Source organism: Paenibacillus sp. TAB_01 (assembly GCF_043945595.1).
Lineage (GTDB): Bacteria > Bacillota > Bacilli > Paenibacillales > NBRC-103111 > Paenibacillus_S.
The window spans coordinates 4,202,127-4,224,535 of record NZ_JBIFNP010000001.1; the positions used below are offsets into that span (position 1 = coordinate 4,202,127).

A 22,409-nucleotide genomic window follows, 5' to 3' on the forward strand; every position below is an offset into this window, starting at 1 on the left:
CTACTCCCCCTACGGGTTTTGCATCAAAGCAAAACCTGCTACGTAAGCCTGCGCCCAGTTTTGCACAGCAAACCGTCTGCTGGGCTTCATCTTACATTATAGGTGGAGGTCGCCCGGAAAGTCAAACATTTCAGCGTTTGCGCATGGTCCGGCCATGTGCTTCCGCCCAAATGGAGCCGATGAAACGCTTCAGGAAGCCATCGTGATGATCATAGGGGTCACCCATTTCATCATGACGGGAGAAATATGCGCTTCAAACAGCGCCACGCCCGCCAGCAGTGCGCCGGACACGAGAATGGTCGCCGAATACCGCATAAACGGTTCGTAGAAGGCCCCCTTGCGCGTCATAAAACGGTGCTTGACCATATGAATGGAGAAGGCCATAGCCGTCACGCTGCAAATCAGAAGCGCCGGAATGATAATCAGATTCTGGGGCGCTACCGATACCAAAGCGAACAGCAGGCCCTTCCATGAAAGCTGTCCAACAAGGTATCCGACGGTGAAGCCGATCAGCACACCTTTCAAAAAATCGAGAACCAAGATGAGCGGGAGCCCGATAACGGACATCCCGAGCACCCAAATAATCAGGATCCACTTGATATGCATCGCAAAGGACTGCTGGAAAGAGGCATTCGCCTCCATAAAGCCTCCTTGGTCCACCGACGAGACGAAATTACCCAAGTAACGCATAATTTCCTGCTTTTGTTCCAATGACAGTGCATTGACCATAACAGCTCCGAATACGACGCCCGTAATGAAAATGACGCTGACGAAAATATAGAGCGACAGGTTCTCCTTTAAATACAGCTGTAGCGATGAGTTACGATTCATGCTGCATAGCCTCCCTTGCTCCTTGTACGGTTAGTACAAGCATATGAGCCGATAAGGGAGGATATGACCAAAACCTGCCGGGCTGCCTTTCAACCTTTCAAGCTGAAGCTACTTGCCTGTCACCCTGCCGTACTTCCCGCCTCCGCCTACCTGAAGCGTCAGCTTATCTTCCCTGGCTTGAACGATATAATCGGCTATCTCTTCGCCTACGGAAGCGGCTATCGCCTCCTTCGGAACGCGATGAAGCAGATTCATCTCCGTGCCGAAGGCCTCAAGCAGCTTGTTCAGCTTCCGGCTTCCTAGTCCAGGAATGTACTCAAGCGGAATTTGATAATGATACGGAGGGCGCGAAGCCGGCACATAGGGCGCCTCCACCGGACGGTCGGCGATATCGAGAATCCGGTCGAGCACGCCGCGGACGATTTTTTTGCTGCCGCAGTAGGAGCACCGTTCCACGACGGTTTCCTTCTCCTCCAATAAGGAGCTGCAGGCGGCGCAATACGTCCGGTGATATTTGCCGAGACGCGGATTCAAGCCATAGTTGGCGGCGACGCGGCGCCCCTCCGAGCCTGCCAGCGCCAGCTTCAGTTCTTGGAAGCTCGCTTCCTTAAGCTCCAGCTTGTTATATTCCCTGCCGATCTTCGGCAAGGAATGGGCGTCCGAATTGGTCAGAAACGTGAAGCGGTCGAGCTCCGAAATATAACCGGCCATCTCGGAATCGGAGCTTAGGCCCAGCTCAACGGCCGCCACCTGATCGAGTTCGAGCAGATCCGTCATACGGTCGGAGCAGCTGCCGTAAATGCTTTTGTGCGGAGTGAAGATATGCGCCGGGACCAGCAGCCCTCCGCGGCCGACAACCTCCTGCTGCAGCACCTTGGCCGGCACGTAGATACGCTGGGAGCTCAGCTCCACATTTTTCATATGCTTGCTCATCCACGCCGTGAACTGTTTCATCGCATCGAATGTAGGCAAATAGGCCAGCAAATGTGCGGTTCCAAGGCCAGGGTCGCGCACTTCGATCTCGCTTCCCAAAATGACGGTCGTATCGTGATAGCGTATGCCTCCGCCTTCAAGCTCCTCCATCTCGCCTCGGTCCAGATATTGCTGCATGTCCCGCTGAACCGAAGGGGAGTGACAGTCGATGATCCCAACCATATCCATTCCTTTTCGTTCGGACGCTTCATGGGCGATATTATAAAAGGTCAGGTTGTTCGCCGCGCTGATTTTGACCGCCTGTCCCTCTTCGCTGCGTCCGATATGAATGTGCAGATCCGCATAAAAAGGCCGCAGCTCCATCCTAGAAGCTTCCCGTCAGCTTGTAAGCCTGCCATGCGTATACGGCTGTGATCGTTTTGGCGTCGCTGATCCGCTGCTCCCGGATGTACTGCTGCGCCTCCTCCAGGCTTAAGCTTTCGCATTCCAGAAATTCGTCCTCATCCAATTGGACCGTTCCCTTCGTTAAATCCTGCGCGACGTACAGATGTAATATTTCATCCGCAAACCCCGGGGACGTGTAAAAGGAACATACCTTTTCAATGGAGCCGCAGCGGTATCCCGTCTCTTCTTCAAGCTCCCGCTTGGCCGCTTCCAACGGATCTTCGCCGGCCTCCAGCTTACCGGCTGGAATTTCGACCTGGCTCTTCTCAAGCGGCTTCCGGTACTGCTCGACCACCAGCATGCGGTCATTCAACAGCGCCAGAACCGCTACAGCGCCCGGATGCCTGACGATTTCCCGGGTCGCGGTCTCACCGTTCGGCAGACGAACCGTGTCCACTTGGAGTGAAATCACGCGGCCCTGATACACCGGTTCGGTAGATAGAGTGATTTCTTCGAATTTTTTACGGTTAATAGGTGTCATTGGGATTTCCTCCTAGAAATACTTTCCATTGGGAAAGCCGGCTTGGTAACCATCATCATGAATTGCTCCAAAAATATCCTCTGCCCTAAGTATAGCCGACCTGTCACAAAGACAAAATGGATAGCATAAGCGTAAGCCTTTTCCTTGTGCAGTGTGCTCTATTATAACATAACCACTATGTTCATAGTTTTTCATGACATAACCTGTCCCGCTTACGCATAAGGTGTACAAATCATGTTTGCGTACGAAAAGGAGCGACAAGTCTATGAAAACTTATACGACGGAAAATCAAATTCGGCTGGTGGGACGTGTATGGGAAATTCGCCACTATTTAAAAATGGCTCAGCAGCGGCTGACGACCGATGTGCGCCTGCTTCAATTTCTTGCCGAGCAGACCGGTCATCAAAGCGAGCTGCAGCAAAAAGGACGCGGCCTCTGGCTCGATGGTGAGGCGTCGTTTGCAAACGCGCCCTCGTCTGCGCCGTCCTCTCAGCCCGCCGCAGCTGATTACAAGCAGGACTTCACCGGTCTCTCCAGCACTGCCACGCCTCATCGGCCGCTGCTCCCATCCCAGCTAAACCGGCCATATCCCCGCGTACTTCCCTTCCCATCGAAAGAATGGGCTCAGGGTACGCTTCCAACGCTTGGTCCCACTCTGCAGCCCTGATCGGCTCATGCAAAGAGAGCCGGTGAATCGTCTCGATGCCGGAGGCGGCAAGCTGCTCCCTTAATCTTTGGCCCTGCGCCCCGGACAGCTCCGGCAGCGGAACACGGGCTTGTGCCCTGCTGACGACGGTTAACGCCGTCAGCAGGTGATGGCTGAGTCCGCGATGCCGTTCCCTCGGATCGAGGAAGCTGATTCGGGGAATCACAATCGGCTCTCCGCCCAGCGCGGCGGCCGCATTGATCAGCTCCCCGGTTTCCAGCCCGCTGAAGCCAAGACGCGTGCCTGTGCCGACGCTGCCGGGGCCCATAATAACGACGGCGATATCCGCCTGCAGAACGTGCTTCGCCGCCAATAAAGCCGTATACTTGTTCACCGCCTCCACTTCACCGCCATACGCGTGCCCGTAGGTTACCGTACCGGTCAGCCATTCCTGCTGCTTCAACCGGCGTACATGCCGGCTGAACGCGATAGGCAGCGCGCCGCCGTCGCTCATAATATAGGCTACTCTGCAGCGGGTATTCTGCCGCCTTTCCAGCTGGCGGATACGGCAGAGCACAACTGGCAGCATGCTGTGCAGCTCGCCGATCAATACCGGCATGCCTTCCAGGGACAACGGCCGGCTGAACAGCTCATGATAACGGCTTGCCGGCTCTTCTACGGCCAGAACGGTTCGCTGAAGGGAGGTATAGCGCAGCTTCACGATATGCCCTTCGGTGTGATCCTCCGTATTGTTGTATACAGCGGACAATTGTTCCGGAGAGCAGGAGGAGTTGCTAGGAAGCACCGTATGTATAAAATGGTACCCTCCGGTGCCCAGGTTCTGGGAAACGGCCGTCGTATTCAGCAGCACCTGGTCGCCCGGTGCCAGCGTCCGTTTCGTCCCTTCTTCATAGTAGTAAACCGCCTTGCCGGACGATCCGTCGGCAAGCAGCACCGCGGCTTCCTGCAAGCCCTCCAGCGGTTCCGCCGCATGCTGTACGATCCCAACGCTCCACTTCAACACTGTATCTCAACCCCTTCCGTCCGTCAGAGCCAAGCGCTTCCTTTCAGTGTATGAAGGACTCGCTTGATCTATGTACCGGGTAAGTCTTTAAACAGAAACAAGACCGCTGCCTGAGGGGCACGGTCTTGTCTTGTTCAGTGAGGGTATTGAAAAAACTCAACGCTGCGGGTGCGAAATTTCGCGGGGTTCGGCCACTACTATGCGGCACCGGCATATATTCATCGGCTTTGCTCTGCCGGCCTAGCTGCCTGCAGCTTCCTTAACGATTTCTACGACGACCTCCGCCACCTTCACGAGATCTTTGATGGCGATGTGTTCTTCCGTCGTGTGAATCTTTTGATAGCCGACGGCCAGATTGACGGTCGGAATGCCCAGACCGTTAAATACGTTGGCGTCGCTGCCGCCTCCGGAATGGAACGTTCTCGGCTTGCAGCCGGCTTTCTTCAATGCGTTCGCCGCCAGTTTAACGACCGGCGCTTCATCATCGAACATGAACGCCGGATAAATCAGGTCGCTCGAGAATTCCATCTGGGCGCCCATCTCCGCGGCAGCCTCCTGGCATGCCTTGCGCATGGCTTCCACCTGGCGGTCGAGCTTCTCCTGGACGATGCTGCGGGCTTCCGCTTCCAGCACGACACGGTCGACGACAATATTGGTCGCCCCGTCAACGCCGCCGGCAAAGCGTCCGATATTCGCAGTCGTCTCCTTATCGATACGGCCGAGCGGCATTTTCGATACCGCCTTACTCGCTACGGTAATCGCGCTGATGCCCGCCTCCGGATTTACACCCGCATGAGCGGACCGTCCGGTAAAGGCGATATGAATCTTCGCCTGGGTCGGCGCCGCGACCGCAATATCCCCGATCGATCCGTTGGAATCGAGCGCATAGCCGAATTCCGCCTGAATCCCTTTGCCGTCCATCGCTCTGGAGCCCTTCAAGCCGGATTCTTCACCCGCCGTAATGACGAATTGAATTTGGCCGTGCGGAATTTGATTCTCCTTGAGCACGCGGATGGCCTCAAACATAGCGGCAAGTCCCGCCTTGTCGTCGCTTCCCAGAATCGTCGTTCCGTCGCTTCGGATAACGCCGTCTTCGCCGATCTGCGGCTTAATGCCCTTGCCCGGCGTTACGGTATCCATATGCGAGGTAAAAAAGATGGGAGGCACCTGTCCGTCCTTCGTGGCGGCCAGCGTGCAGATTAGGTTGCCCGAACCGTGGCCGGTCACGGCAGCCGTATCGTCTTCTTCTACCGTCAAGCCAAGAGCCGTAAACTTTTGCTTCAGCACTCCGCTGATCTCCTGCTCGAATTTGGTCTCGCTGTCCACCTGAACCAATTCGATAAACTCCGCAACCAACCGCTTCTCTTGAATCATCTCTTTCCTCCTGTGTATGCTTTAAGTTAAAATAAAACTATTCGTATTGCATGAAGAGGAGTTGAACCTGAAATGCGCAACAAATTGATGTTTAAAATCATTATTTACACAATGATCGCCTGCATGCTGCTGTCCACGATTTTGTTTACCGTGAACCTCTTTATTTAGTATAGCTTCGTTTCCTGATTATAGGATTCCAAATTCTCTTTAACCCGCTGCAGGAACCTTCCGCAAATCACGCCGTCCAGAATCCGGTGATCCAGGGACAAGCAGATGTTGGCCATTGACCGTACCGCAATCATATCCTGAATAACGACCGGCTTCTTGACGATCGATTCGAACGTAAGAATCGCGGCTTGAGGATAGTTGATAATCGGATAGGACAAGATGGAGCCGAACGAACCGGTATTGTTAACCGTGAAGGTACCTCCCTGCAAGTCCTGCAGCGACAGCTTTCCAGCTCTGGCTTTACGCGAGAATTCATCGATTTCGCGGGCCAGGCCGGCGATATTTTTCTGATCGGCCTTCTTGATGACAGGCGTTGTGACGGAATCTTCCGTGCCTACGGCAAGCGAAATATTGATATCCCGCTTCACGATAATTTTATCGACCGCCCAGACGGAATTCATAATCGGATAGTCTTTAATTGCGCTGACGACAGCTTTCATCATAAAAGACAAGTAGGTCAGATTGATGCCTTCCTGACGCTTGAATTCATCCTTCAGCTTGTTACGCAGGTGTACAAGATTCGTCACATCAACTTCAATCATTGTCCAAGCGTGCGGGATCTCCGATACGCTTTGGCGCATGTTGCGGGCAATCGCGCTGCGGATTGGAGTCACATCGATCAAATATTCCCCGCGTCCTTCCAGCGGTTGTCCCTCCACCTCAATATTCGGCAGCGGAGGATTCTCGGACAAATGAATACCCGACGAGCGAACCGGCCCTTTAGCGGGCGCAGCCACAAAGATCTCCCCTTCCGTCACGTTCGGTACAGCCGCCTGCACCGGAGCTGGTGCCGATGGCCCAGCCGAAGCTGCCGCTTGTTGAGGCTCTGGCTTTCGGCCGGAAGCTGCGTAAGCTTCGATATCCTTGCGCGTAATTCTTCCGCCCAGCCCCGTTCCCTGTACGTCCTCCAGACGGACGCCGTGCTCGGCCGCCAGCTTAAGGACGGAAGGGGAATAACGGTTGCGCATTCCCTGATCTTGAGCCAGCGCATCGCTTCCCGTGTTGGCTGCCCGCTGAATGCCGGCCTGCGGCGAAGTCGAGCCTGGCGCCGACGCCACCTGCTCTTCGATGATACATATCGCTTCCCCTACCGCCGCGGTGTAGCCTTCCTCCGCAAGAAGCCGAACCAGTCTGCCGGATACCGGAGACGGCATTTCGGTATTGACTTTATCGGTAATCAATTCGCACAGCACATCGTACTGCTCTATGTAATCCCCCGGCTGCTTCAGCCATTTGCCTATCGTTGCCGAGACGAGACTTTCCGCCAAATGCGGAACCGTAACCTCGGTCTCCCGCGTGTTTTGAGACATATCTTCGATTCCTCCTCATCATCCAAGAAATGGAGGCCCTGCCCGGCAGACCGAACAATGCGTTCATTGCCGGGCTACCGCAGCAAGGCACCCCACTGCTGTTGAAGCCTTTGTTGCCTATCTCACGCTAAAGGCTTTCTTCCATTACTTATTCTTGTTAGTTAGAACAAAGCCAGCTTGCGCATGGCTTCTTTGATTTTGTCCGAGTTCAGCAGGAAAAACTTCTCCATCGGAGGGTTCATCCCGACCGCAGGCACATCCGGCGCGCATAAGCGCATGATCGGCGCATCCAGATCAAACAGCATTTCTTCGGCTATAATCGCAGATACTTCGGCGCCGACGCCTCCGGTCTTATTATCCTCATGGATGATAAGAACCTTGCTCGTTCTGGCTGCCGCCTCAAGAATCGCTTCCTTATCCAAAGGCTGGATCGTGCGCAGGTCAAGAATATGAACGCTGATGCCTTCTTCCTTGGCCAGCTCTTCTGCCGCCTGAAGCGCATATTGTACTGTAATCCCGTAGGAAATAACGGTAATGTCGTCACCTTCGCGCTTCACGTCCGCCTTGCCGATTTCTACCAGCACTTCGCCGTCCGGAACGTCTCCGGTAACGCCAAGATAACACTTTTTATGTTCAAAATAAAGCACCGGATCCGCATCGCGAATCGCCGCTTTCATTAATCCTTTGGCATCGTACGGATTCGACGGCGCAACGATCTTCAGTCCCGGCGTTCCGAAAAATACGGATTCCGGGCACTGGGAATGGTACAGCGCCCCGCCGCCCGTCGCACCGTAAGGCGCCCGGATGACGATCGGACAATTCCAGTCGTTGTTGGAACGGTAGCGGATGCGCGCCGCTTCGCTAATGATCTGATTGGTCGCCGGGAAAATAAAATCGGCGAACTGCATTTCCGCAATCGGCTTCATCCCGTACATCGCCGCGCCGATGGCAACACCGGCGATAGCCGACTCCGCCAAAGGCGTGTCCATGACCCGCTCCTCGCCGAATCTGTCGCGCAGTCCCTTCGTCGCATTCAGCACGCCGCCTTTGCCGACATCCTCTCCAAGCACGAATACGTTCTCGTCGCGCTCCATTTCCTCCGCCATCGCCGAGCGAATAGCTTCCAAATAAGTAATGACCGCCATTACCTTACCTCCCCTTCGTTACCGTACACGTGCAGCAAAGTGTCCTCCGGCTTCGGATAAGGCGCTTGATCCGCATATTGGGTCGCTTCGTTCACTTCCTGCTTGATGCGTTCCAGCAGCTCCGCTTCCTGCTCGTCGCTCCACAGCCCGCAGTCAACCAGATATTGTCTGTATTTCGGAATGCCGTCCTTGCCCCGGTTTTCCTCTACCTCATCCTTCGTTCGATACAGCATATCGTCATCCGACGTGGAGTGAGGGGAGATCCGGTACATGACCGCTTCGATCAGCGTAGGCCCTTCGCCGCGAACCGCGCGCTCACGCGCTTCCTTCATGACGCGGTATACCTCGAGCGCATCGTTGCCGTCCACTTTGACGCCCGGAAAGCCGTAGCCGTTCGCCCGCTCCGCAATGCTGCCCGCCACCTGCTTGTGAATAGGAACCGAGATCGCATATTGGTTGTTCTCGCACATCAAGATGACCGGCAGCTTATGTACGCCTGCAAAGTTACAGCCCTCGTGGAAATCGCCCTGGTTGCTTGAGCCTTCACCGAACGTCGCAAAAGCGACGAAATCCTGCTTCTTCATTTTGGCCGACAAGGCGATTCCTACCGCATGCGGCACCTGGGTCGTGACCGGGCTGGAGCCTGTCACGATATTCAGCTTCTTGTGGCCGAAATGCCCCGGCATTTGGCGTCCGCCGCTGTTCGGATCCTCGGCCTTTGCGAATACCGACAGCATCAATTCCTTCATCGTCATACCGACGGACAATACGAACCCGTAATCGCGGTAATAAGGAAGGAAATAGTCCTTTCCTTTCTCCAAAGCGAACGCGGCAGCCACCTGCGCTACCTCTTGACCGATGCCCGATACGTGAAATGCGATCTTGCCCGAGCGTTGGAGCACGAAGCCCCGCTCGTCAAACTTTCTAGCCTTTTGCATGTATGTGTACATTTCTACAGCCTGTTCGTCAGACAATCCAAGCTTGCGGTGCTTCATCAGCTGGCCAATGGACATGGGTTTAACCCCCTTTAAATTCGTTCGATGAAAAGTTTATTACTAGGTACTAATACTTGCCTCTATAAGTATATTATAAACCGATTCAAAAATGAATACAATTTTTGCGGTAATCAGCCTTCAGCAGTAAATAGCTACATACCGATAGCGCGGCCGTCAACGGCCAGCATCGCTTCACCGAGCGCTTCGGACAGCGTAGGATGCGGATGAATCGTCTGCCCTACCTCCCACGGCGTCGCGTCCAGAAGCTGAGCCAGCGCAGCCTCGGAAATATAGTCGGTGACATGGGGCCCGATCATATGAACCCCCAAAATATCGTTAGTCCGCTTGTCCGCGACAACCTTGACGAAACCATCCGCGTCCCCGTGCACCAGCGCTTTGCCGATGGCCGTAAAAGGAATCCTGCCGACGGCCACTTCATGTCCCGCATCCTTCGCCTGCTGCTCGGTTCCGAACCGATGGACGCCGCCTCCGGTCTCGTATAGACACAGCGGGGCACTTGATGCGCCGCAAAGGCGTGCGGCTGAAGCCCGCTTATATGCTCAACTGCGACGATGCCTTCATGTCCTGCGACATGCGCCAGCTGAAGACCGCCGTTCACATCGCCGATCGCATAAATATGAGCAACGTTCGTCTGCATAAACTCGTTAACGCGGATGACGCCGTTCTCGATTTTTACATCGGTATTGTCCAAACCTATCCCTTCGATATTCGCCTGCCGGCCCACGCATACCATCAGCTTGTCCGATTGCAGCTGCTGACGCTCTCCTTTGCGCTCAACGCTCAGCTGTACCGTGCCCTGATCAACGCTTACGGTTTCAGCCAGCAGCTTCGTGTCCGTCAGCACCTGGACGCCTCTTTTCTTCAGCAGACGCTCCATTTCCCTGGAAATATCCGCGTCCTCCGTCGGAAGCAGGCGGGGAGCGAACTCTACAACAGTCACCTTAACGCCAAAATCGCTCAGCATGGACGCCCACTCCACACCGATTACGCCGCCGCCGATAATGGTCATCGACTGGGGCAGCGTCTCCATCTCTAACGCGTGGTCGGAGTTTAGAATCGTTTGGCCGTCGAATTCGAGGCCGGGGATCGATTTGGGACGCGAGCCTGTCGCGATAATCAGCTTGTCCGGTACCAGCGTAATAATCTCGTCATCGGATTGCTCGACGGACACTTGGCCCGACCGGGGCGAGAAAATGGACGGCGCCAGCAGTCTGCCGTTGCCGTAAAACACGCTGATCTTGTTTTTGCTCATCAAATATTGAACGCCTTTATGTAACTGCTCGACGATATCGAGCTTGCGGGATTGTACCTTAGCAAAATTCAATCGAACGGACGATGTCTCGACTCCATACCGTTCGCCTTCCAGCGTATTGGCATACACCTCCGCACTGCGCAGCAGCGCTTTGCTCGGGATACAGCCGCGGTGCAGGCAGGTCCCCCCAGCTTATCGCGCTCGACGATGGCAACCGATTTGCCCAGCTGGGCTGCCCGGATTGCGGCGATATAGCCCCCGGTTCCTCCGCCAAGGATGACGACATCAAATGCTTGGGTCATGTATGTAAACCTCCTAAAAATCTATGATTCTTTTATTGTAACCTTAATCGATATGATAAATATAGCACAATTTGCTCAACGCTCATGAAAAAATGGCGAATTTGTGGTACCTTAAAGATACAATTTAGTTACGCAGAAAGAGGATAAGGAGTTCCGCAAATGAAGGTTACGTTTTATCGGTTTATTGCCATGATGATGCTGGTTATTCCCGGCGTCATGGCCACCTATGGATTTCTATGCATGAAAGACGCCCTGTTCGCACAGTTTGGCGACGGCGATTCTCACGTGCTGTGGGGGAAATTCGCCCTTGGCGCCGTGCTGTTCTTACTGGGGGTCGCATTCATCGGCGGCTGGACGTTTTTCCGCGACCGCAAACGCAATTATGTAGCTCCCCGCTTCAAAACGAAGCGCAAACGGGGCTGATTGCCCGCATGGCCTACGGCCATCGGAGGACAGGCGGTTAAGATTACGGCGATGGGCTGCAGTGATTGGAGTGCAGCCCATGAGAAGCCTGGGGACTCGGCTCGACCGCTGCCTGGCAGCAGTCGAGCCTGCGAAAAGAGCTAGGCTGCACGAGAACCATGGGAAACACGCGAGAGCAATAGTTTCAAGAAGCGCAAACAGACATAGGAGCCTGTCCGGTTATGCCCGTTCAGGCTCCTTCTATGTTCTCCGGCCCGCGGCGGCCCCATTGATCCAGCCACTGCAGCACCCGATTGCGCTCGATGATCGAGGACAGCGACCGGCGCCAGGTCAAGATGTGCAGCAGCACCAGCAGCGCCAGCAGCGCGCATTGCGCCGGCCAGCCTAGCAGGACAATAGCCCAGCAGCCTGCCGCAAAGCCGAGCAGGTTCGCTCCGGTATCGCCCAGCATGACCTGTCCGCGCAGGTTCGGCTTCAGCAGCGCCAGCGCTCCGCAGACAACGGGCAGCATATCCGGCAGTAAGCCGCCATACCCAGCGCCGGCGGCTGTACTGTTCCATGAAGCGAACGCCCAGCTGCAAAGCAGCAGCAGAAGCGCTATAAATGCCTTCAGCGCGCGGCCCGGCCGCAGATCCAGCAAATTCACCCCGTTTGCCATGAATCCGAGCAAAAGGACCTGTATTCCGCCGATCAGCCAGGAGTGGTTCCCTCTCGCCTGTTGAAGCAGGCAAACAACGGGAATAGCAGCCAATAGAATCCCTCCGGCTTTGATCAAGCCCGTACTTACACGGCGCTGCTCCTTCCATAGACGGTAATGGCCTGCAATGCCTTTGACTTTCGTCCTCGCCCCCAAGGTATCATCAAGAAAACCCAACAGAGCCACGGCGCACCAAGAGCTTGTGAGGCTTCCAGGGCTGGATAGGGGTACTGGGACGGGTATGGGACTCGCCATGGGCACGTCGGCATTGTTAAAAAGCCCTAGCCAAGCTACGGCAGCCTCAACTGCCGAGTGAACCAGAATTAACAGCCAGATCAGCAGTCCTCCTGCCGTCGGGACCGGATCGGATCGATAATTAAGCTCGGTCAGACCGTGGTCGCGCAGAAACACAAGCAATCCAGGTAGCAGCCAGCGCCCCAAAAGCCAAAGAAAAGCCCCGTACAGCGCCGCTAATGAGGCTGCCGACATCCAAGCGGAGCTCAGCATATCGGCTGCCTCCAGCGCTGCCACAGCGTCCCTCCTACGGCACACAGCTGCTTACCGCGGTGGTACCAGCCTCCCCAATCCCGTCCCGATTCCCGGTGTGAAAATGCGACTTCCCGTTCCTGCACCCGGTAGCCCAGCTTGATCGCGTCTATGGTTAAACCGACCTCCACTCCAAAACCGTCGGCCAGCCTGCCGATACGGCCCAGCGCTGCGCTGTGGATAGCCCTTTGCCCGGACAAAGGAGCCGCAGCCTCATAGCCGCATAACTGGAGCACTCCACGCTTGGCCAGCCGCTTGACGAGTCCGAAGCCGCCTTTAGTCAGCGCCTGGGGCAGGACAGCGATAGCCATGTCGCATTCCCCCTGAAGGACCGGCTCCACAAGATTAGGAAAAGCGGACGCTGTCTCGCCTAAATCTGCATCCAGAAAGACGAGAACGTCCCCTTTGGCCATTTTGAAGCCCGTATTCAGGGCAGTCCCTTTCCCGTAACGCTCCGGGTGCTGCACGACCAAATCGGCCCATGGCACCGCTTTCTCAAAGGTATCGTCCCGGCTCCCATCATCTACGACGATAAGCTCTACCCTGGCGGAAGACTGCCTGAAGCTGCCGCATGCTTCACGGATAGCCCGCAAAGTGTGCTCAATACGCTGCCCTTCATTGTAGGCTGGGACGATCACGGATACTTCCGGCTTTACCATAGCTGCTTCCTCCTTTGACGTTTCAGACATTGAACCCATGCTGCTATCCTGCGGAGCCGTCCCGGCTCGTCCAGCTTTTTGCCGCAGCTTTCGGAAGGAGCCTTTGGCGGCAACGGCATGCTGCCGCTTTCTTGAAGCATCGCTAATCCTTTGGCATCGATCAGCTTGCTCCCGATTTTCATTCGGACCAGCAAAGTGCTGCCCATTCCCTTTCTTCCTTTTTGCAAAAAATCGAGCATATGCGCATGGGCTCCAACCGCCACAATACGCTCGCATTCATGATCGTGGGCAAGCAGCATCGCCGCGTCCTCACTTGTCCCGCAAGCAGGCAGAACGGATGCCTCAAGACCCAGCCGACGAATTCTCTCGAATCCAGGAGCCCTTCCATCGAGGTAGGCATGAACAATCAGCTCGGCTCCGCAGTGTAGAGCGGCATCTGTGACGCTGTCCATATCCCCTACAATCAGATCGGGCACATAGCCGAGCTCCAGCAGCGCGTCGGCTCCGCCATCCACGGCGATCAGCACCGGCTGCTGATCCTTGATGTATGAGCTTAAGGCTTGCAGCTCCTGTTTATAATCCGAGCCCCGAACGGCGACTAAGACGGGCCGATTTTTTAGCTGCGTTTTCAAGGTAGGACAAATTAAAGGCTGCAAAACCCAATCTTTTTCCCGTTGGGCATAAGCGAGTGTATTATCGATAAAAGAATCCAGCTGATCTATGTAATGATGACGAGCTTCCTGGTACCGCTGCAGCCAGTACTGCCGGGTCAGCCAGGTGACGGGAATCGGCCGCTCCTCCGCACCGGGAAGCAGGACCGCGGTTTCAGTAAGGCTGAGCTCGCGGTAATATTGTAATCGTGGGAACCATTGCGGGTGAATTTCCAGAACGGGAACACCAGCCTCCAGCAGCATCAGGCAGCCCACCGCCGGCAGCGTGCCGGTCATGGTTTGTCCCGCGTTTATTACAGCGCGCACCCGCGCCTGCAATAAACCTTCGGCCGCCAAATCGTCCAGATCGTCATGGAAGATGACGGCAATGCTCTCCGGCTCCAGATGGCGAAGCAGCTGCTTCGTCGATTCATGAACAGCTATTGGTCCTCGGATGAGGACAGGCTGAGGGACGGTTGTAGTCAAGCTGTTTCGAATGGCCATTTCGCACACTGCTTTCTTGATCACATGGTTTGGTATTTTCAGTACATATCCTTATTTTTCGTTACTGCCCTTCATCTCATACATAGGAGTGAAAAATAAGCAAGCCGGCGGGCTTGCTTTCAACTGCAGTGGGACATCCCTGGGCCTCGGTGCCATTTCACCAATCCAATAAAAAAACAGTCCGGCATGAGCGAACAGCAACGCTCCTCCCGAACTGTTTTTCACCTTTACTTTCTAACCTTCTTCAAATCAAAAAAGCTCCTCGCATCCGCTCCGCATATTCCGTAGAAGCGACAGCTTCCTGGACATAATGAAGAATTGCCGCGGTTTCCGCCTCTTTAAAAGCATATCTGCAGTCCATCCCGTTAAACATCAGATGCATGTTCTTAACAGAGCCTTTCTCCGGAATATCGAATACAATCACATACAGCTCCTCCGGTTCGTCGGCAAATCGGCAGCCTACATTCACCTGCAGCACATGCTGCTCCTCATTCCAATCCATTTCGCAATAGTCAAATTCCATACTAATCCCCACTCCCGTCCTGCCTTGTCCTGAGATCATCTTAACGCATATTCCCGGCCGAAGACAAACATACTATGGACGATCTTATTTCTCTCCAAAGATCATTTCATACAAAGGGAGGCATTTGAAAATGACCGATAATCTAAACAGCCAGTATGACTGCGCCAGCGCCGGAGAAGATCTGCATCAGCTGCAGGAGCAATTAAACGCTCTTCACAATGAGCAGGGAGCTGCCACATCGAAAGAGCAGTCCGACCTTATCAACCGTTTGGAGAACCAAATTCAGTTTATAAAAAACAAATGCGACATCCGTCCATAAATTTGTGAGAGTGCGGCGCCGGGCTTCCGGCGTTTTTTGGTTTTGTCTTAGAGCATACAAGTTCCGCTTCATTCATTTATTCATTCGGTTCAAGCTCGTGCTCTTCAATAAGCATGATATTATTTGAGCGGCACCTCACATATTAAACAATATGTTTTTTAATATTCGGGTAAAGCGTCACACGGCCCAGCTCTGACAATTGAATCCACTTTACAGCCGTTTGATTAGGATCCGGTTTTCTCCGGCATCCTTGGACTGGAGCCTTCCTTCAAGGTACAGTCAAAAATCAAGCTCAGCCCGTGAGGAGCCGGATCGTAAAGGCGTGAAGCCAAGTGCGGCGCATATTCATAGACGAAGGCTATTCGGCCCACATTCATGTCAACGGAGGCTTCTTCCCGCGCTTGCCTTTTAACTGCCTCGACAACGGATTCATTCGCCTCCACACCATCGGCCGGGAGGTTGTAGTGCAGACCGTTTTCATCCTGGAATTCAATTAACAAGACCGATTCCTCTTGTATAATTAGCGCACAAGCCCGAACTCGAATATGAAATTTCACTTTCGTTCCTCCAATATCTTTTTAATGGCTACACTATTTTTACTTAGCTCCACACTGTTTATTGCCATTTCTGCAACCTAATGAATAACATTTGCGTTTAAATAAGTGACACACTTTCGGGAGGTAACGTACATGCGGATTGAGGATGCGATTCAAGCGAAGTTTAAATGCACAAAGTGCAGCGGCACCAGCTGTAGGACCAAAGAAGTGGCTATGACCGGTACAGGATTAAGCAAAATGTTTGACATTCAGCACAATCACTTTCTTTTCGTATCGTGTGAGAACTGCGGTTATGTCGAGGTGTACAATCCAAGTATTCTTGAGGGAAAGTCGCGCGGCCAATTAGGTACTGTGCTGGATATTTTGTTCGGGTAATAGAGGTTATCACAGTGGTAAAAGCCCGCGGAAGGGCTTTTCTCTTTTTACCGGGTCGTTTCCGTTAATTTTATTAGAAGGACCTTATCCGTTGCCAATACATAACGAATCCGAACGTACACTGCGAATTGTTTACCATTTTCGTTCAGCCAAAATTTAAACGTTTCTTCTACTTCATCCGGTACGGTTTCGGATATCATTTTCTTCCGCTCGACATGTAAGTAATCAATCACAGAGGCGTTCGGATATTTCTTCTTAATCTCGCTAAAAGCAAGTCTGCTCCACTTGGCATATTCCGGTTCTTTAGCAAACAGGGTGGAAGGCAGCATTGTCATAAGCGCAACGATAAGCGAGACAAGAAACAACTGAATTGTGCAGTTAGAACGAGTAATCAATTTCATCACCTTTTTGTGTAACTAATTGAAATAATACCGCTTCACTCGGATCATCAAGCTTCATATCCATCCTGTTAACCGTAAATGCTTGAAACCCGCTTCTCTGGGGTCTTGCAACAACAATGACCTGATTCCCGCCAGTCAACACCTCTTCAATTTTGGCTTGCATGGCAATCACAATGTACTGACCCAAGAATCTATCACGATCCGCATTTTGAGGCTGAGTCTGCACATTCGCCAATTCCTCGTCCAGTCCAACATCATGTACAAAATCGTAGTAATTAGAAAGCGCCGCGGTCGGTGCAGTAAATAATCGATGCATAGCAAAATGCAAGCGCAAAGGGACATAAGACCATCGTCCGGCCGAAACGCTGCTATGCCAATACGCTTTATAAACCGGTCTTTGCCATTCGGGTTTGTCGATCAACGTAGTATAAGGAAGTTTGCCGCCACTTCTAATTATATCCAACGGCGCTTTCATTTTAGTGGGGAATGGCGGTTGGTCAAATGGTGGATCAGCCATATCTTTTGGTTGTTCCGGTTCCAAGCGTTTTAACTGTTCTGAAAGCTTATGTATTTCTTGGGATTGGTCAGGACTAGCCTCTGCAGCGTTAGACAGCAATAGCAGCATAATCAGCAATAAAAGTAAAGAGCGCGGCATGGTTGGGTCAGAGTCTGTAAAATAAACTGTGTAAACTCTCAAACCTGCTAAAATAGAAGTAACAGAAAGGTTGGGAGTACACATGGGATTATGGACAAAGGAACAACTCCGCGCATTCATCAAGGAGAATAAGCTGGTCACCGCGCAGGATGCACAAAATGCCTTGAAAGACTTGTTCGCCGAAACGTTGCAAGAGATGCTTGAGGCCGAGATGGATACGCATCTAGGTTACGAGAAGCACGATGTACAAAACAAGCAGACAAGCAACAGTCGTAACGGTAAGAGCAAGAAGAAGATCACTAGCGAGTACGGCGAGCAGGAAATCACCGTGCCTAGGGACCGTTTCAGTGAGTTCGAACCTCTCGTAGTGAAGAAGAATCAGTCCAGTGTAACCGGTATCGAGGATCAAATTATCGCGCTCTATGCCAAAGGAGTCAGCACAAGAGAAATCCAGGATCATCTGCAGAATCTATACGGCATTGACGTCTCGCCAACGATGATCTCAAACGTCACGAACAAGATCATTCCCCTCATCAAAGAGTGGCAGAATCGCCCGCTACAAGGCGTTTACGCAGTTGTCTTTCTGGATGCCATCCACTTCAAGGTCAAGCAGGACGGCGCCATTGTAAACAAGGCAGGCTATATGGTCATCGGGATCGATCTGGACGGCAACAAAGACGTACTGGGCATGTGGATCGGTGAGAACGAGTCGGCGAAGTTCTGGCTCAGCGTGCTGAATGATCTCAAAAACCGCGGCGTACAGGACATTCTCATCACCTGTGTCGACAACCTGACGGGCTTCTCACAAGCGATCACCGCATGCTATCCGAAGACCGAAATCCAAAAGTGTATCATCCACCAGATCCGTAACTCTACGCGCTACGTCTCTTACAAGGATCTAAAGAAAGTAACGGCGGACCTGAAGCCGATCTACAAAGCGGTAACGGAGGAAATGGCGCTTGTGGAGCTCGATCGTTTCGAAGAAGCCTGGGGAGCTAAATACCCGCTCATTATCCGCTCCTGGCGCAACAATTGGGACGAGCTGGCCACGTTCTTCAAATATCCGCCCGAACTACGTAAACTCATCTATACCACCAACATGATCGAAAGCTACCACCGCCAGCTTCGCAAAGTAACCAAAGGAAAAAGCATCTTCCCAAGCGATGAAGCGCTGCTGAAAATGCTCTACCTCGTCACCATGGACGTCACGCGTAAATGGACGGGACGCGTCCAGAACTGGGGACAGATGCTTCTCCAACTTTCTGTGTTCTATCCGGATCGGATCGGTCAACATTTGCCTTGAGTACCGAACTCCCCCTCGGGGGAGCTTCTCTCTAAATGAGTTTACACAAAATTATTGACAGACCCTTGGGTCACCTTCTTAACCTTTGGTGCCTTTATTTTTCCTTTACACGCTAGGTTTTAAACAACGAATAAATACATTTATTAATTATTTACGCATATGCCTCCATATGATTTGTTCAAAAAGATTAAAGTTTTTTGTACACAAATTCTCTGTAACCACGGAAACCTTGCTTGTTGTAAAAATTTTTTGCTTGTTCATTATTAACCCAATAATCTAATTCGACCAAGTCCATACCATGACTTTTGGCAAAGTCGTAAATATAATTCATTAACTGTGACCCATAGCCCTTTCTATTTCGTTCTTCCACAATACCTATTTGATGTACGAACACTGATTTACGTTCTTTTGACAAGGCGTTTGGAGGGTAACTTTTTAATTCTATCCATGCGTAACCGAGCGGCTGCTCGTTCCATAAGAAAGAAAACAAAGTTCTCTTTCGTTATCCACTGCTTAAATAAATCGCGAATGGCTTCGAAATTATATTCTGTGAAATGCTCCGGATATAAAGACACATGTAATTCGTGGACGGGTTTATTCAACCTTGCAAGCAGCTCAAAATCGGTTGTTCGGTTGATTCTCATATTTATCCCTCCCAACTTAATAATGGCATTACTCTGCCTATCCCGTAGTATTCAAAAGTCAGCTTTTGAATCTGACTTCTCAGAACTCATTCGACGATGGACTTTATGCTCTTACATCTTTATTTTTATATTTTTCCCTATTGATCTCTTCTTTTAAATGAAAACACTGTTCCAAATCAACTTCATAAATATTAGCCAACGCTGAAATGTAGTAAAGTATATCATACATCTCTTCTTCAACCGTACCCTTTATGTTTCCAGTTTGGTTTAATCTTTTATTTTTCCTTAGAGCATCTGCTAGTTCTCCGACTTCCTCAATAAGTTTAAGAAAATAATCATTTTTCTTATCTGGTTGATGGTCAAAACCCTTTATATATTCCTGTAACCCTCTTATAGTTAAATTTTCACACATAACCATGCCCCTTAACATTTTTGAAGTTTTTAGTTTATAGATGAAATAAGTTACGGCTAATTTTATGAAATTCTCTAGTTGGTTAAACATTGCTTTCAGTTTCATTACGATTTATATAGATCCTTTTTCATCATTTCTTTGAAACGAATTTCGTTCCTTCGTTCCGCTACCACTCATTCGTGGAATAAAGCGTGCATGAAATTGCGGTAAACTCTTAGCTTGGGCTTTCGATCAATTCTGTCACCTTTTTATCCGGTGTATATAAGAAAAATGAGCATGGAAAAAGGACATCCGAGTGAATGCACCTTATTTATTGTTATTTTTAAATTCTTCTTTTTCTTGATCCTTACCAAATACTTTTTCGTAAGTCAATGCCTCTTTGAAGGAATCATCAAGTACGTACGGATCAAACTCTTGCTCGTTATTTTCTTTTTTCTTCTCATTCATTTCAAGTGCTCCCTTGTATAAATAAAATTATGTAGACACTCCAATTAGGATTAAATTAGTTGTTTTATTAAACTAACACGGATTGTACCGTCCCATAGTGAACCACGTCGAACCTCCTGATAACCCAACTTTTTATTAAGCTCGATTACATGGATATTCGTTTCTTCGGTATGAGTGTATATTAAATTAACTCCATACGTTCTTGCTTCTTCTTCTAATTTAAGTTTGAGTTTGGTAGCCAATCCCTTTCGACGATAATTTGGGTGAACCCATAATTGAAATATCTCCATAAAACGACCATCATCCTGGAATAAACTACGTTCTAGTTCATTGAAGATTGTTTTCCATGGGTAAACAATATCTCTATTGGCTATAGAATACATTATCATCCCAATTCGCTTATCAGAATCGGTCTCTTCAAATACAAAGGCTCCTTTATCGTTTTCAAGCAGGAATTTCAGTATCTTCTCTCTATGTTCTTCTTTCTTACTTAATGTCATATTCGAATATATTGGTACGGAAATTCCCTCATCTTTTAAATCAATAATAGCTAAAAAGTCAAGATCCTCAGTATTTGCTCTTCTTAATTTAATCATTATTAATATTCTCCTTCATAATAATGTTCTAGGTCATTAAACATACCGATGTTCTTCTGATTAACGCCTTTCACACTTTAGAGCTACGCGACCGCTGCACTCTTAATAACTGAAGCAGTCTCAACATCTGTACAATTATATATCAAGCCAATCTGCTATCTCTTGCAGCTTTTTGCCGCCAATTTCAATTTCTTGGCGCTGTACTTCATTGCATCCTAACGCTTCATAGAAGCGTTTTGACGGATTATCTTTAAGAACCCATATGAGTGCTAACGTATATACGGAATGCCCTGAACGCTCTGTCCCCCCCATTTGCAAAACCTACAACCTGCCCATCACTTTCGGCTACATAGATCTTACCTGAATCCAAGAAGTAATTTAAAATAATATTACCATAAAATCCCACTCTGGTAATGCGCAATTTATCTTACTACTCCATATATTTCCTCTTCTTTATTTCACCTGAATTGGAGTTAACCCCCATACAAAAGAAACCGACAATAAGCCATCCCTCTAGATAAAAGCCTTTAGAAATGAACCTGATGCGTTAAAGTAAATAAAAAAAACGGCACCGCTGGGTGCCGTCGATAACTATTGTCATACTTTCGTATTATCCACCATCTGTTCAAACACAAACACCCAATAAATCACTTTGATTTATCGGGTGAGATAGGAAAGTTCAAATCAAGTTTATTGTCTTCGTTAACTAACTGTAAGCAGCTTCCAACTCTCCGAAACCCTTACCCCTCAATCCTCCTTACCCTTTCAAGAAACCTTATGCTCGATGCGCAATTTGTCCGCCACCATCGCGATAAATTCGCTATTCGTCGGCTTCGCTTTCGATATATTAATCGTATATCCGAACAAGTGGCTGATGCTGTCGATGTTGCCGCGCGTCCAAGCGACCTCAATCGCATGGCGGATAGCGCGTTCGACGCGGCTTGGCGTCGTTTTGTATTTTTCGGCAATAGCCGGGTAGAGCGTTTTGGTGATTGCGCCTAGAATTTCAATATTGTTGTAAACCATAGTAATCGCTTCGCGCAGATATTGGTAGCCTTTAATATGCGCGGGGACACCGATCTCATGGATGATTGTCGTAATATTGGCATCCAGGTTTTTCGTTTTTGGCAGCTGTACGACATTCGCCTTGCTGGCCGACGAAGAGCTCGACATGATGGAGTGAGATTGCGTGGTGGATACCAGCTGGCGAATCCGATTCGTCAGAATCTCCATATCAAACGGTTTAAGTATGTAGTAAGAAGCGCCCAGCTGAACCGCTTTTTGCGTAATGTTCTCTTGACCGAAGGCCGTCAGCATAATAATTTTGGGCTGCGGCTGCAAATCCATTTCCCTTAATTTCTCGAGAACGCCGAGTCCGTCCAGATGAGGCATAATAATATCCAAAATTAGAACATCCGGCACCCGATTTCCTTGTTCGATGAGACGAAGAACATCATTCCCGTTATAGGCGATACCTGTCACATGCATATCATCTTGTTCATCGATAAATTCGGAAAGTAAATTCGTAAATTCGCGGTTATCGTCCGCGAGCAATACTTCAATGGTTTGCAACGTAGCTTCCTCCTTCATATGTTGACAATAAATGTTTTTTGCATTTTTTTCCTAAGATTATACTTTCGACAGGGCCGATAAAATTCCTTCTGTCGAAAATTATTTTTATAGCTTTTTTTCAGTTTTTATTCTATAATATT

At 50.7% G+C, this 22,409-nt stretch carries 29 protein-coding genes and 2 pseudogenes; 6 read left to right on the forward strand and 25 right to left on the reverse strand.

Annotated features, from left to right (window positions below; all coding sequences use genetic code 11):
- Positions 1 to 189: 189 nt before the first annotated feature.
- The 3 genes from spoIIM to ACHHV8_RS20425 form a co-directional block, all read right to left on the reverse strand.
- Entirely contained in the window at positions 190 to 831 is a 642-nt protein-coding gene (gene spoIIM, locus ACHHV8_RS20415) for a stage II sporulation protein M (RefSeq protein WP_395161057.1), read from the reverse strand.
- A gap of 108 nt (positions 832 to 939) precedes the next feature.
- Positions 940 to 2,127 carry an endonuclease Q family protein gene (locus ACHHV8_RS20420; protein ID WP_395161059.1) on the reverse strand — a complete coding sequence of 396 codons (1,188 nt, stop codon included), beginning with the start codon at positions 2,125 to 2,127 and terminating at the stop codon, positions 940 to 942.
- 1 nt (position 2,128) lies between these two features.
- Positions 2,129 to 2,689, reverse strand: coding sequence for an NUDIX domain-containing protein (locus ACHHV8_RS20425; RefSeq protein ID WP_395161061.1), 561 nt, complete (start codon positions 2,687 to 2,689; stop codon positions 2,129 to 2,131).
- Positions 2,690 to 2,954: 265 nt separating this feature from the next.
- Between ACHHV8_RS20425 and ACHHV8_RS36815 the strand changes: the two are divergent.
- Positions 2,955 to 2,999 (forward strand): annotated as a pseudogene (locus ACHHV8_RS36815) (hypothetical protein); the annotation flags it as partial.
- Between the two features lie 21 nt (positions 3,000 to 3,020).
- On the opposite strand, the gene ACHHV8_RS20430 reads toward ACHHV8_RS36815, so the two are convergent.
- From ACHHV8_RS20430 to ACHHV8_RS20440, 3 genes are all read right to left on the reverse strand, one after another.
- Positions 3,021 to 3,242 carry a hypothetical protein gene (locus ACHHV8_RS20430; protein ID WP_395163705.1) on the reverse strand — a complete coding sequence of 74 codons (222 nt, stop codon included), beginning with the start codon at positions 3,240 to 3,242 and terminating at the stop codon, positions 3,021 to 3,023.
- Entirely contained in the window at positions 3,211 to 4,359 is a 1,149-nt protein-coding gene (locus ACHHV8_RS20435; RefSeq protein WP_395161064.1) for a DUF3866 family protein, read from the reverse strand. Before ACHHV8_RS20435 ends, ACHHV8_RS20430 begins: the two co-directional genes overlap by 32 nt.
- 240 nt (positions 4,360 to 4,599) lie before the next feature.
- Positions 4,600 to 5,733, reverse strand: coding sequence for a M20/M25/M40 family metallo-hydrolase (locus tag ACHHV8_RS20440; RefSeq protein ID WP_395161066.1), 1,134 nt, complete (start codon positions 5,731 to 5,733; stop codon positions 4,600 to 4,602).
- Positions 5,734 to 5,805: 72 nt separating this feature from the next.
- On the opposite strand from ACHHV8_RS20440, the gene prli42 reads away from it, so the two are divergent.
- Entirely contained in the window at positions 5,806 to 5,901 is a 96-nt protein-coding gene (gene prli42 / locus ACHHV8_RS20445; RefSeq protein ID WP_395161068.1) for a stressosome-associated protein Prli42, read from the forward strand.
- Here the strand turns inward: prli42 and ACHHV8_RS20450 are convergent.
- From ACHHV8_RS20450 to ACHHV8_RS20470, 5 genes and pseudogenes are all read right to left on the reverse strand, one after another.
- Positions 5,898 to 7,271: a dihydrolipoamide acetyltransferase family protein gene (locus tag ACHHV8_RS20450; RefSeq protein WP_395161070.1), complete on the reverse strand. Its 1,374-nt coding sequence runs from the start codon at positions 7,269 to 7,271 to the stop codon at positions 5,898 to 5,900. The genes prli42 and ACHHV8_RS20450 overlap by 4 nt on opposite strands.
- Positions 7,272 to 7,432: 161 nt before the next feature.
- Positions 7,433 to 8,416, reverse strand: a complete 984-nt coding sequence (locus ACHHV8_RS20455; protein ID WP_395161072.1) for an alpha-ketoacid dehydrogenase subunit beta — start codon at positions 8,414 to 8,416, stop codon at positions 7,433 to 7,435.
- Positions 8,416 to 9,429, reverse strand: a complete 1,014-nt coding sequence (locus ACHHV8_RS20460) for a thiamine pyrophosphate-dependent dehydrogenase E1 component subunit alpha (protein WP_395161074.1) — start codon at positions 9,427 to 9,429, stop codon at positions 8,416 to 8,418. Before ACHHV8_RS20460 ends, ACHHV8_RS20455 begins: the two co-directional genes overlap by 1 nt.
- A gap of 134 nt (positions 9,430 to 9,563) precedes the next feature.
- Positions 9,564 to 9,830 carry a hypothetical protein gene (locus tag ACHHV8_RS20465; protein ID WP_395163574.1) on the reverse strand — a complete coding sequence of 89 codons (267 nt, stop codon included), beginning with the start codon at positions 9,828 to 9,830 and terminating at the stop codon, positions 9,564 to 9,566.
- A pseudogene (locus tag ACHHV8_RS20470) lies at positions 9,725 to 10,986 on the reverse strand (dihydrolipoyl dehydrogenase family protein). Before ACHHV8_RS20470 ends, ACHHV8_RS20465 begins: the two are co-directional and overlap by 106 nt.
- A gap of 159 nt (positions 10,987 to 11,145) precedes the next feature.
- Between ACHHV8_RS20470 and ACHHV8_RS20475 the strand changes: the two are divergent.
- Positions 11,146 to 11,409, forward strand: a complete 264-nt coding sequence (locus tag ACHHV8_RS20475; protein ID WP_395161076.1) for a DUF2627 domain-containing protein — start codon at positions 11,146 to 11,148, stop codon at positions 11,407 to 11,409.
- A gap of 229 nt (positions 11,410 to 11,638) precedes the next feature.
- Here ACHHV8_RS20475 and ACHHV8_RS20480 read toward each other — a convergent pair whose 3' ends face one another.
- The 4 genes from ACHHV8_RS20480 to ACHHV8_RS20495 all read right to left on the reverse strand — a co-directional run bounded on the left by ACHHV8_RS20480 (position 11,639) and on the right by ACHHV8_RS20495 (position 14,988).
- Entirely contained in the window at positions 11,639 to 12,637 is a 999-nt protein-coding gene (locus tag ACHHV8_RS20480) for a hypothetical protein (RefSeq protein WP_395161078.1), read from the reverse strand.
- On the reverse strand, positions 12,607 to 13,311 hold the full coding sequence (locus tag ACHHV8_RS20485) for a glycosyltransferase family 2 protein (protein WP_395161080.1): 705 nt from the start codon (positions 13,309 to 13,311) through the stop codon (positions 12,607 to 12,609). Before ACHHV8_RS20485 ends, ACHHV8_RS20480 begins: the two co-directional genes overlap by 31 nt.
- Complete coding sequence (gene steA / locus ACHHV8_RS20490; RefSeq protein WP_395161081.1) at positions 13,305 to 14,465, reverse strand: putative cytokinetic ring protein SteA; 1,161 nt, start codon at positions 14,463 to 14,465, stop codon at positions 13,305 to 13,307. Before steA ends, ACHHV8_RS20485 begins: the two co-directional genes overlap by 7 nt.
- A 244-nt stretch (positions 14,466 to 14,709) precedes the next feature.
- Entirely contained in the window at positions 14,710 to 14,988 is a 279-nt protein-coding gene (locus ACHHV8_RS20495; RefSeq protein ID WP_395161082.1) for a hypothetical protein, read from the reverse strand.
- A 130-nt stretch (positions 14,989 to 15,118) separates the two neighbouring features.
- Between ACHHV8_RS20495 and ACHHV8_RS20500 the strand changes: the two genes are divergently transcribed.
- A complete protein-coding gene (locus ACHHV8_RS20500) occupies positions 15,119 to 15,307 on the forward strand; it encodes a DUF2524 domain-containing protein (RefSeq protein WP_395161084.1) in 189 nt (62 codons plus the stop codon).
- A 224-nt stretch (positions 15,308 to 15,531) separates the two neighbouring features.
- Here the strand turns inward: ACHHV8_RS20500 and ACHHV8_RS20505 are convergent, their stop codons facing one another.
- Positions 15,532 to 15,864: an NUDIX domain-containing protein gene (locus tag ACHHV8_RS20505; RefSeq protein ID WP_395161086.1), complete on the reverse strand. Its 333-nt coding sequence runs from the start codon at positions 15,862 to 15,864 to the stop codon at positions 15,532 to 15,534.
- Positions 15,865 to 15,996: 132 nt separating this feature from the next.
- Between ACHHV8_RS20505 and ACHHV8_RS20510 the strand changes: the two genes are divergently transcribed.
- Positions 15,997 to 16,239: a zinc ribbon domain-containing protein gene (locus ACHHV8_RS20510; protein WP_395161088.1), complete on the forward strand. Its 243-nt coding sequence runs from the start codon at positions 15,997 to 15,999 to the stop codon at positions 16,237 to 16,239.
- Between the two features lie 47 nt (positions 16,240 to 16,286).
- On the opposite strand, the gene ACHHV8_RS20515 is transcribed toward ACHHV8_RS20510, so the two are convergent.
- On the reverse strand, positions 16,287 to 16,640 hold the full coding sequence (locus ACHHV8_RS20515) for a DUF3889 domain-containing protein (protein ID WP_395161090.1): 354 nt from the start codon (positions 16,638 to 16,640) through the stop codon (positions 16,287 to 16,289).
- A complete protein-coding gene (locus tag ACHHV8_RS20520; protein ID WP_395161092.1) occupies positions 16,618 to 17,337 on the reverse strand; it encodes a hypothetical protein in 720 nt (239 codons plus the stop codon). Before ACHHV8_RS20520 ends, ACHHV8_RS20515 begins: the two co-directional genes overlap by 23 nt.
- A 40-nt stretch (positions 17,338 to 17,377) precedes the next feature.
- On the opposite strand from ACHHV8_RS20520, the gene ACHHV8_RS20525 reads away from it, so the two are divergent.
- Complete coding sequence (locus ACHHV8_RS20525; RefSeq protein ID WP_395161094.1) at positions 17,378 to 18,598, forward strand: IS256 family transposase; 1,221 nt, start codon at positions 17,378 to 17,380, stop codon at positions 18,596 to 18,598.
- A gap of 187 nt (positions 18,599 to 18,785) precedes the next feature.
- Here ACHHV8_RS20525 and ACHHV8_RS20530 read toward each other — a convergent pair whose 3' ends face one another.
- The 7 genes from ACHHV8_RS20530 to spo0A form a co-directional block, all read right to left on the reverse strand.
- Positions 18,786 to 19,088 carry a GNAT family N-acetyltransferase gene (locus ACHHV8_RS20530; protein ID WP_395161096.1) on the reverse strand — a complete coding sequence of 101 codons (303 nt, stop codon included), beginning with the start codon at positions 19,086 to 19,088 and terminating at the stop codon, positions 18,786 to 18,788.
- Positions 18,997 to 19,242, reverse strand: a complete 246-nt coding sequence (locus tag ACHHV8_RS20535) for a hypothetical protein (RefSeq protein ID WP_395163706.1) — start codon at positions 19,240 to 19,242, stop codon at positions 18,997 to 18,999. Before ACHHV8_RS20535 ends, ACHHV8_RS20530 begins: the two co-directional genes overlap by 92 nt.
- Before the next feature lie 103 nt (positions 19,243 to 19,345).
- A complete protein-coding gene (locus ACHHV8_RS20540; protein WP_395161098.1) occupies positions 19,346 to 19,759 on the reverse strand; it encodes a MazG nucleotide pyrophosphohydrolase domain-containing protein in 414 nt (137 codons plus the stop codon).
- A gap of 201 nt (positions 19,760 to 19,960) precedes the next feature.
- Positions 19,961 to 20,101 carry a hypothetical protein gene (locus ACHHV8_RS20545; RefSeq protein WP_395161100.1) on the reverse strand — a complete coding sequence of 47 codons (141 nt, stop codon included), beginning with the start codon at positions 20,099 to 20,101 and terminating at the stop codon, positions 19,961 to 19,963.
- 50 nt (positions 20,102 to 20,151) lie between these two features.
- Positions 20,152 to 20,697, reverse strand: a complete 546-nt coding sequence (locus ACHHV8_RS20550; protein ID WP_395161102.1) for a GNAT family N-acetyltransferase — start codon at positions 20,695 to 20,697, stop codon at positions 20,152 to 20,154.
- 135 nt (positions 20,698 to 20,832) lie between these two features.
- Entirely contained in the window at positions 20,833 to 21,015 is a 183-nt protein-coding gene (locus ACHHV8_RS20555; RefSeq protein ID WP_395161104.1) for a hypothetical protein, read from the reverse strand.
- A 447-nt stretch (positions 21,016 to 21,462) separates the two neighbouring features.
- On the reverse strand, positions 21,463 to 22,269 hold the full coding sequence (spo0A, locus tag ACHHV8_RS20560) for a sporulation transcription factor Spo0A (RefSeq protein WP_395161106.1): 807 nt from the start codon (positions 22,267 to 22,269) through the stop codon (positions 21,463 to 21,465).
- Between the last annotated feature and the right edge of the window lie 140 nt (positions 22,270 to 22,409).

Coding starts and splice junctions, on each gene's coding strand:
- spoIIM (WP_395161057.1), bottom strand. CDS start 831: ATGAATCGTAACTCATCGCTACAGCTGTATTTAAAGGAGAACCTGTCG.
- ACHHV8_RS20420 (WP_395161059.1), bottom strand. CDS start 2,127: ATGGAGCTGCGGCCTTTTTATGCGGATCTGCACATTCATATCGGACGC.
- ACHHV8_RS20425 (WP_395161061.1), bottom strand. CDS start 2,689: ATGACACCTATTAACCGTAAAAAATTCGAAGAAATCACTCTATCTACC.
- ACHHV8_RS20430 (WP_395163705.1), bottom strand. CDS start 3,242: ATGAGGCGTGGCAGTGCTGGAGAGACCGGTGAAGTCCTGCTTGTAATC.
- ACHHV8_RS20440 (WP_395161066.1), bottom strand. CDS start 5,733: ATGATTCAAGAGAAGCGGTTGGTTGCGGAGTTTATCGAATTGGTTCAG.
- prli42 (WP_395161068.1), top strand. CDS start 5,806: ATGCGCAACAAATTGATGTTTAAAATCATTATTTACACAATGATCGCC.
- ACHHV8_RS20450 (WP_395161070.1), bottom strand. CDS start 7,271: ATGTCTCAAAACACGCGGGAGACCGAGGTTACGGTTCCGCATTTGGCG.
- ACHHV8_RS20455 (WP_395161072.1), bottom strand. CDS start 8,416: ATGGCGGTCATTACTTATTTGGAAGCTATTCGCTCGGCGATGGCGGAG.
- ACHHV8_RS20460 (WP_395161074.1), bottom strand. CDS start 9,429: ATGTCCATTGGCCAGCTGATGAAGCACCGCAAGCTTGGATTGTCTGAC.
- ACHHV8_RS20475 (WP_395161076.1), top strand. CDS start 11,146: ATGAAGGTTACGTTTTATCGGTTTATTGCCATGATGATGCTGGTTATT.
- ACHHV8_RS20485 (WP_395161080.1), bottom strand. CDS start 13,311: ATGGTAAAGCCGGAAGTATCCGTGATCGTCCCAGCCTACAATGAAGGG.
- steA (WP_395161081.1), bottom strand. CDS start 14,465: ATGGCCATTCGAAACAGCTTGACTACAACCGTCCCTCAGCCTGTCCTC.
- ACHHV8_RS20495 (WP_395161082.1), bottom strand. CDS start 14,988: ATGGAATTTGACTATTGCGAAATGGATTGGAATGAGGAGCAGCATGTG.
- ACHHV8_RS20500 (WP_395161084.1), top strand. CDS start 15,119: ATGACCGATAATCTAAACAGCCAGTATGACTGCGCCAGCGCCGGAGAA.
- ACHHV8_RS20510 (WP_395161088.1), top strand. CDS start 15,997: ATGCGGATTGAGGATGCGATTCAAGCGAAGTTTAAATGCACAAAGTGC.
- ACHHV8_RS20515 (WP_395161090.1), bottom strand. CDS start 16,640: ATGAAATTGATTACTCGTTCTAACTGCACAATTCAGTTGTTTCTTGTC.
- ACHHV8_RS20525 (WP_395161094.1), top strand. CDS start 17,378: ATGGGATTATGGACAAAGGAACAACTCCGCGCATTCATCAAGGAGAAT.
- ACHHV8_RS20535 (WP_395163706.1), bottom strand. CDS start 19,242: ATGAGAATCAACCGAACAACCGATTTTGAGCTGCTTGCAAGGTTGAAT.
- ACHHV8_RS20540 (WP_395161098.1), bottom strand. CDS start 19,759: ATGAAACTGAAAGCAATGTTTAACCAACTAGAGAATTTCATAAAATTA.
- ACHHV8_RS20545 (WP_395161100.1), bottom strand. CDS start 20,101: ATGAATGAGAAGAAAAAAGAAAATAACGAGCAAGAGTTTGATCCGTAC.
- ACHHV8_RS20550 (WP_395161102.1), bottom strand. CDS start 20,697: ATGATTAAATTAAGAAGAGCAAATACTGAGGATCTTGACTTTTTAGCT.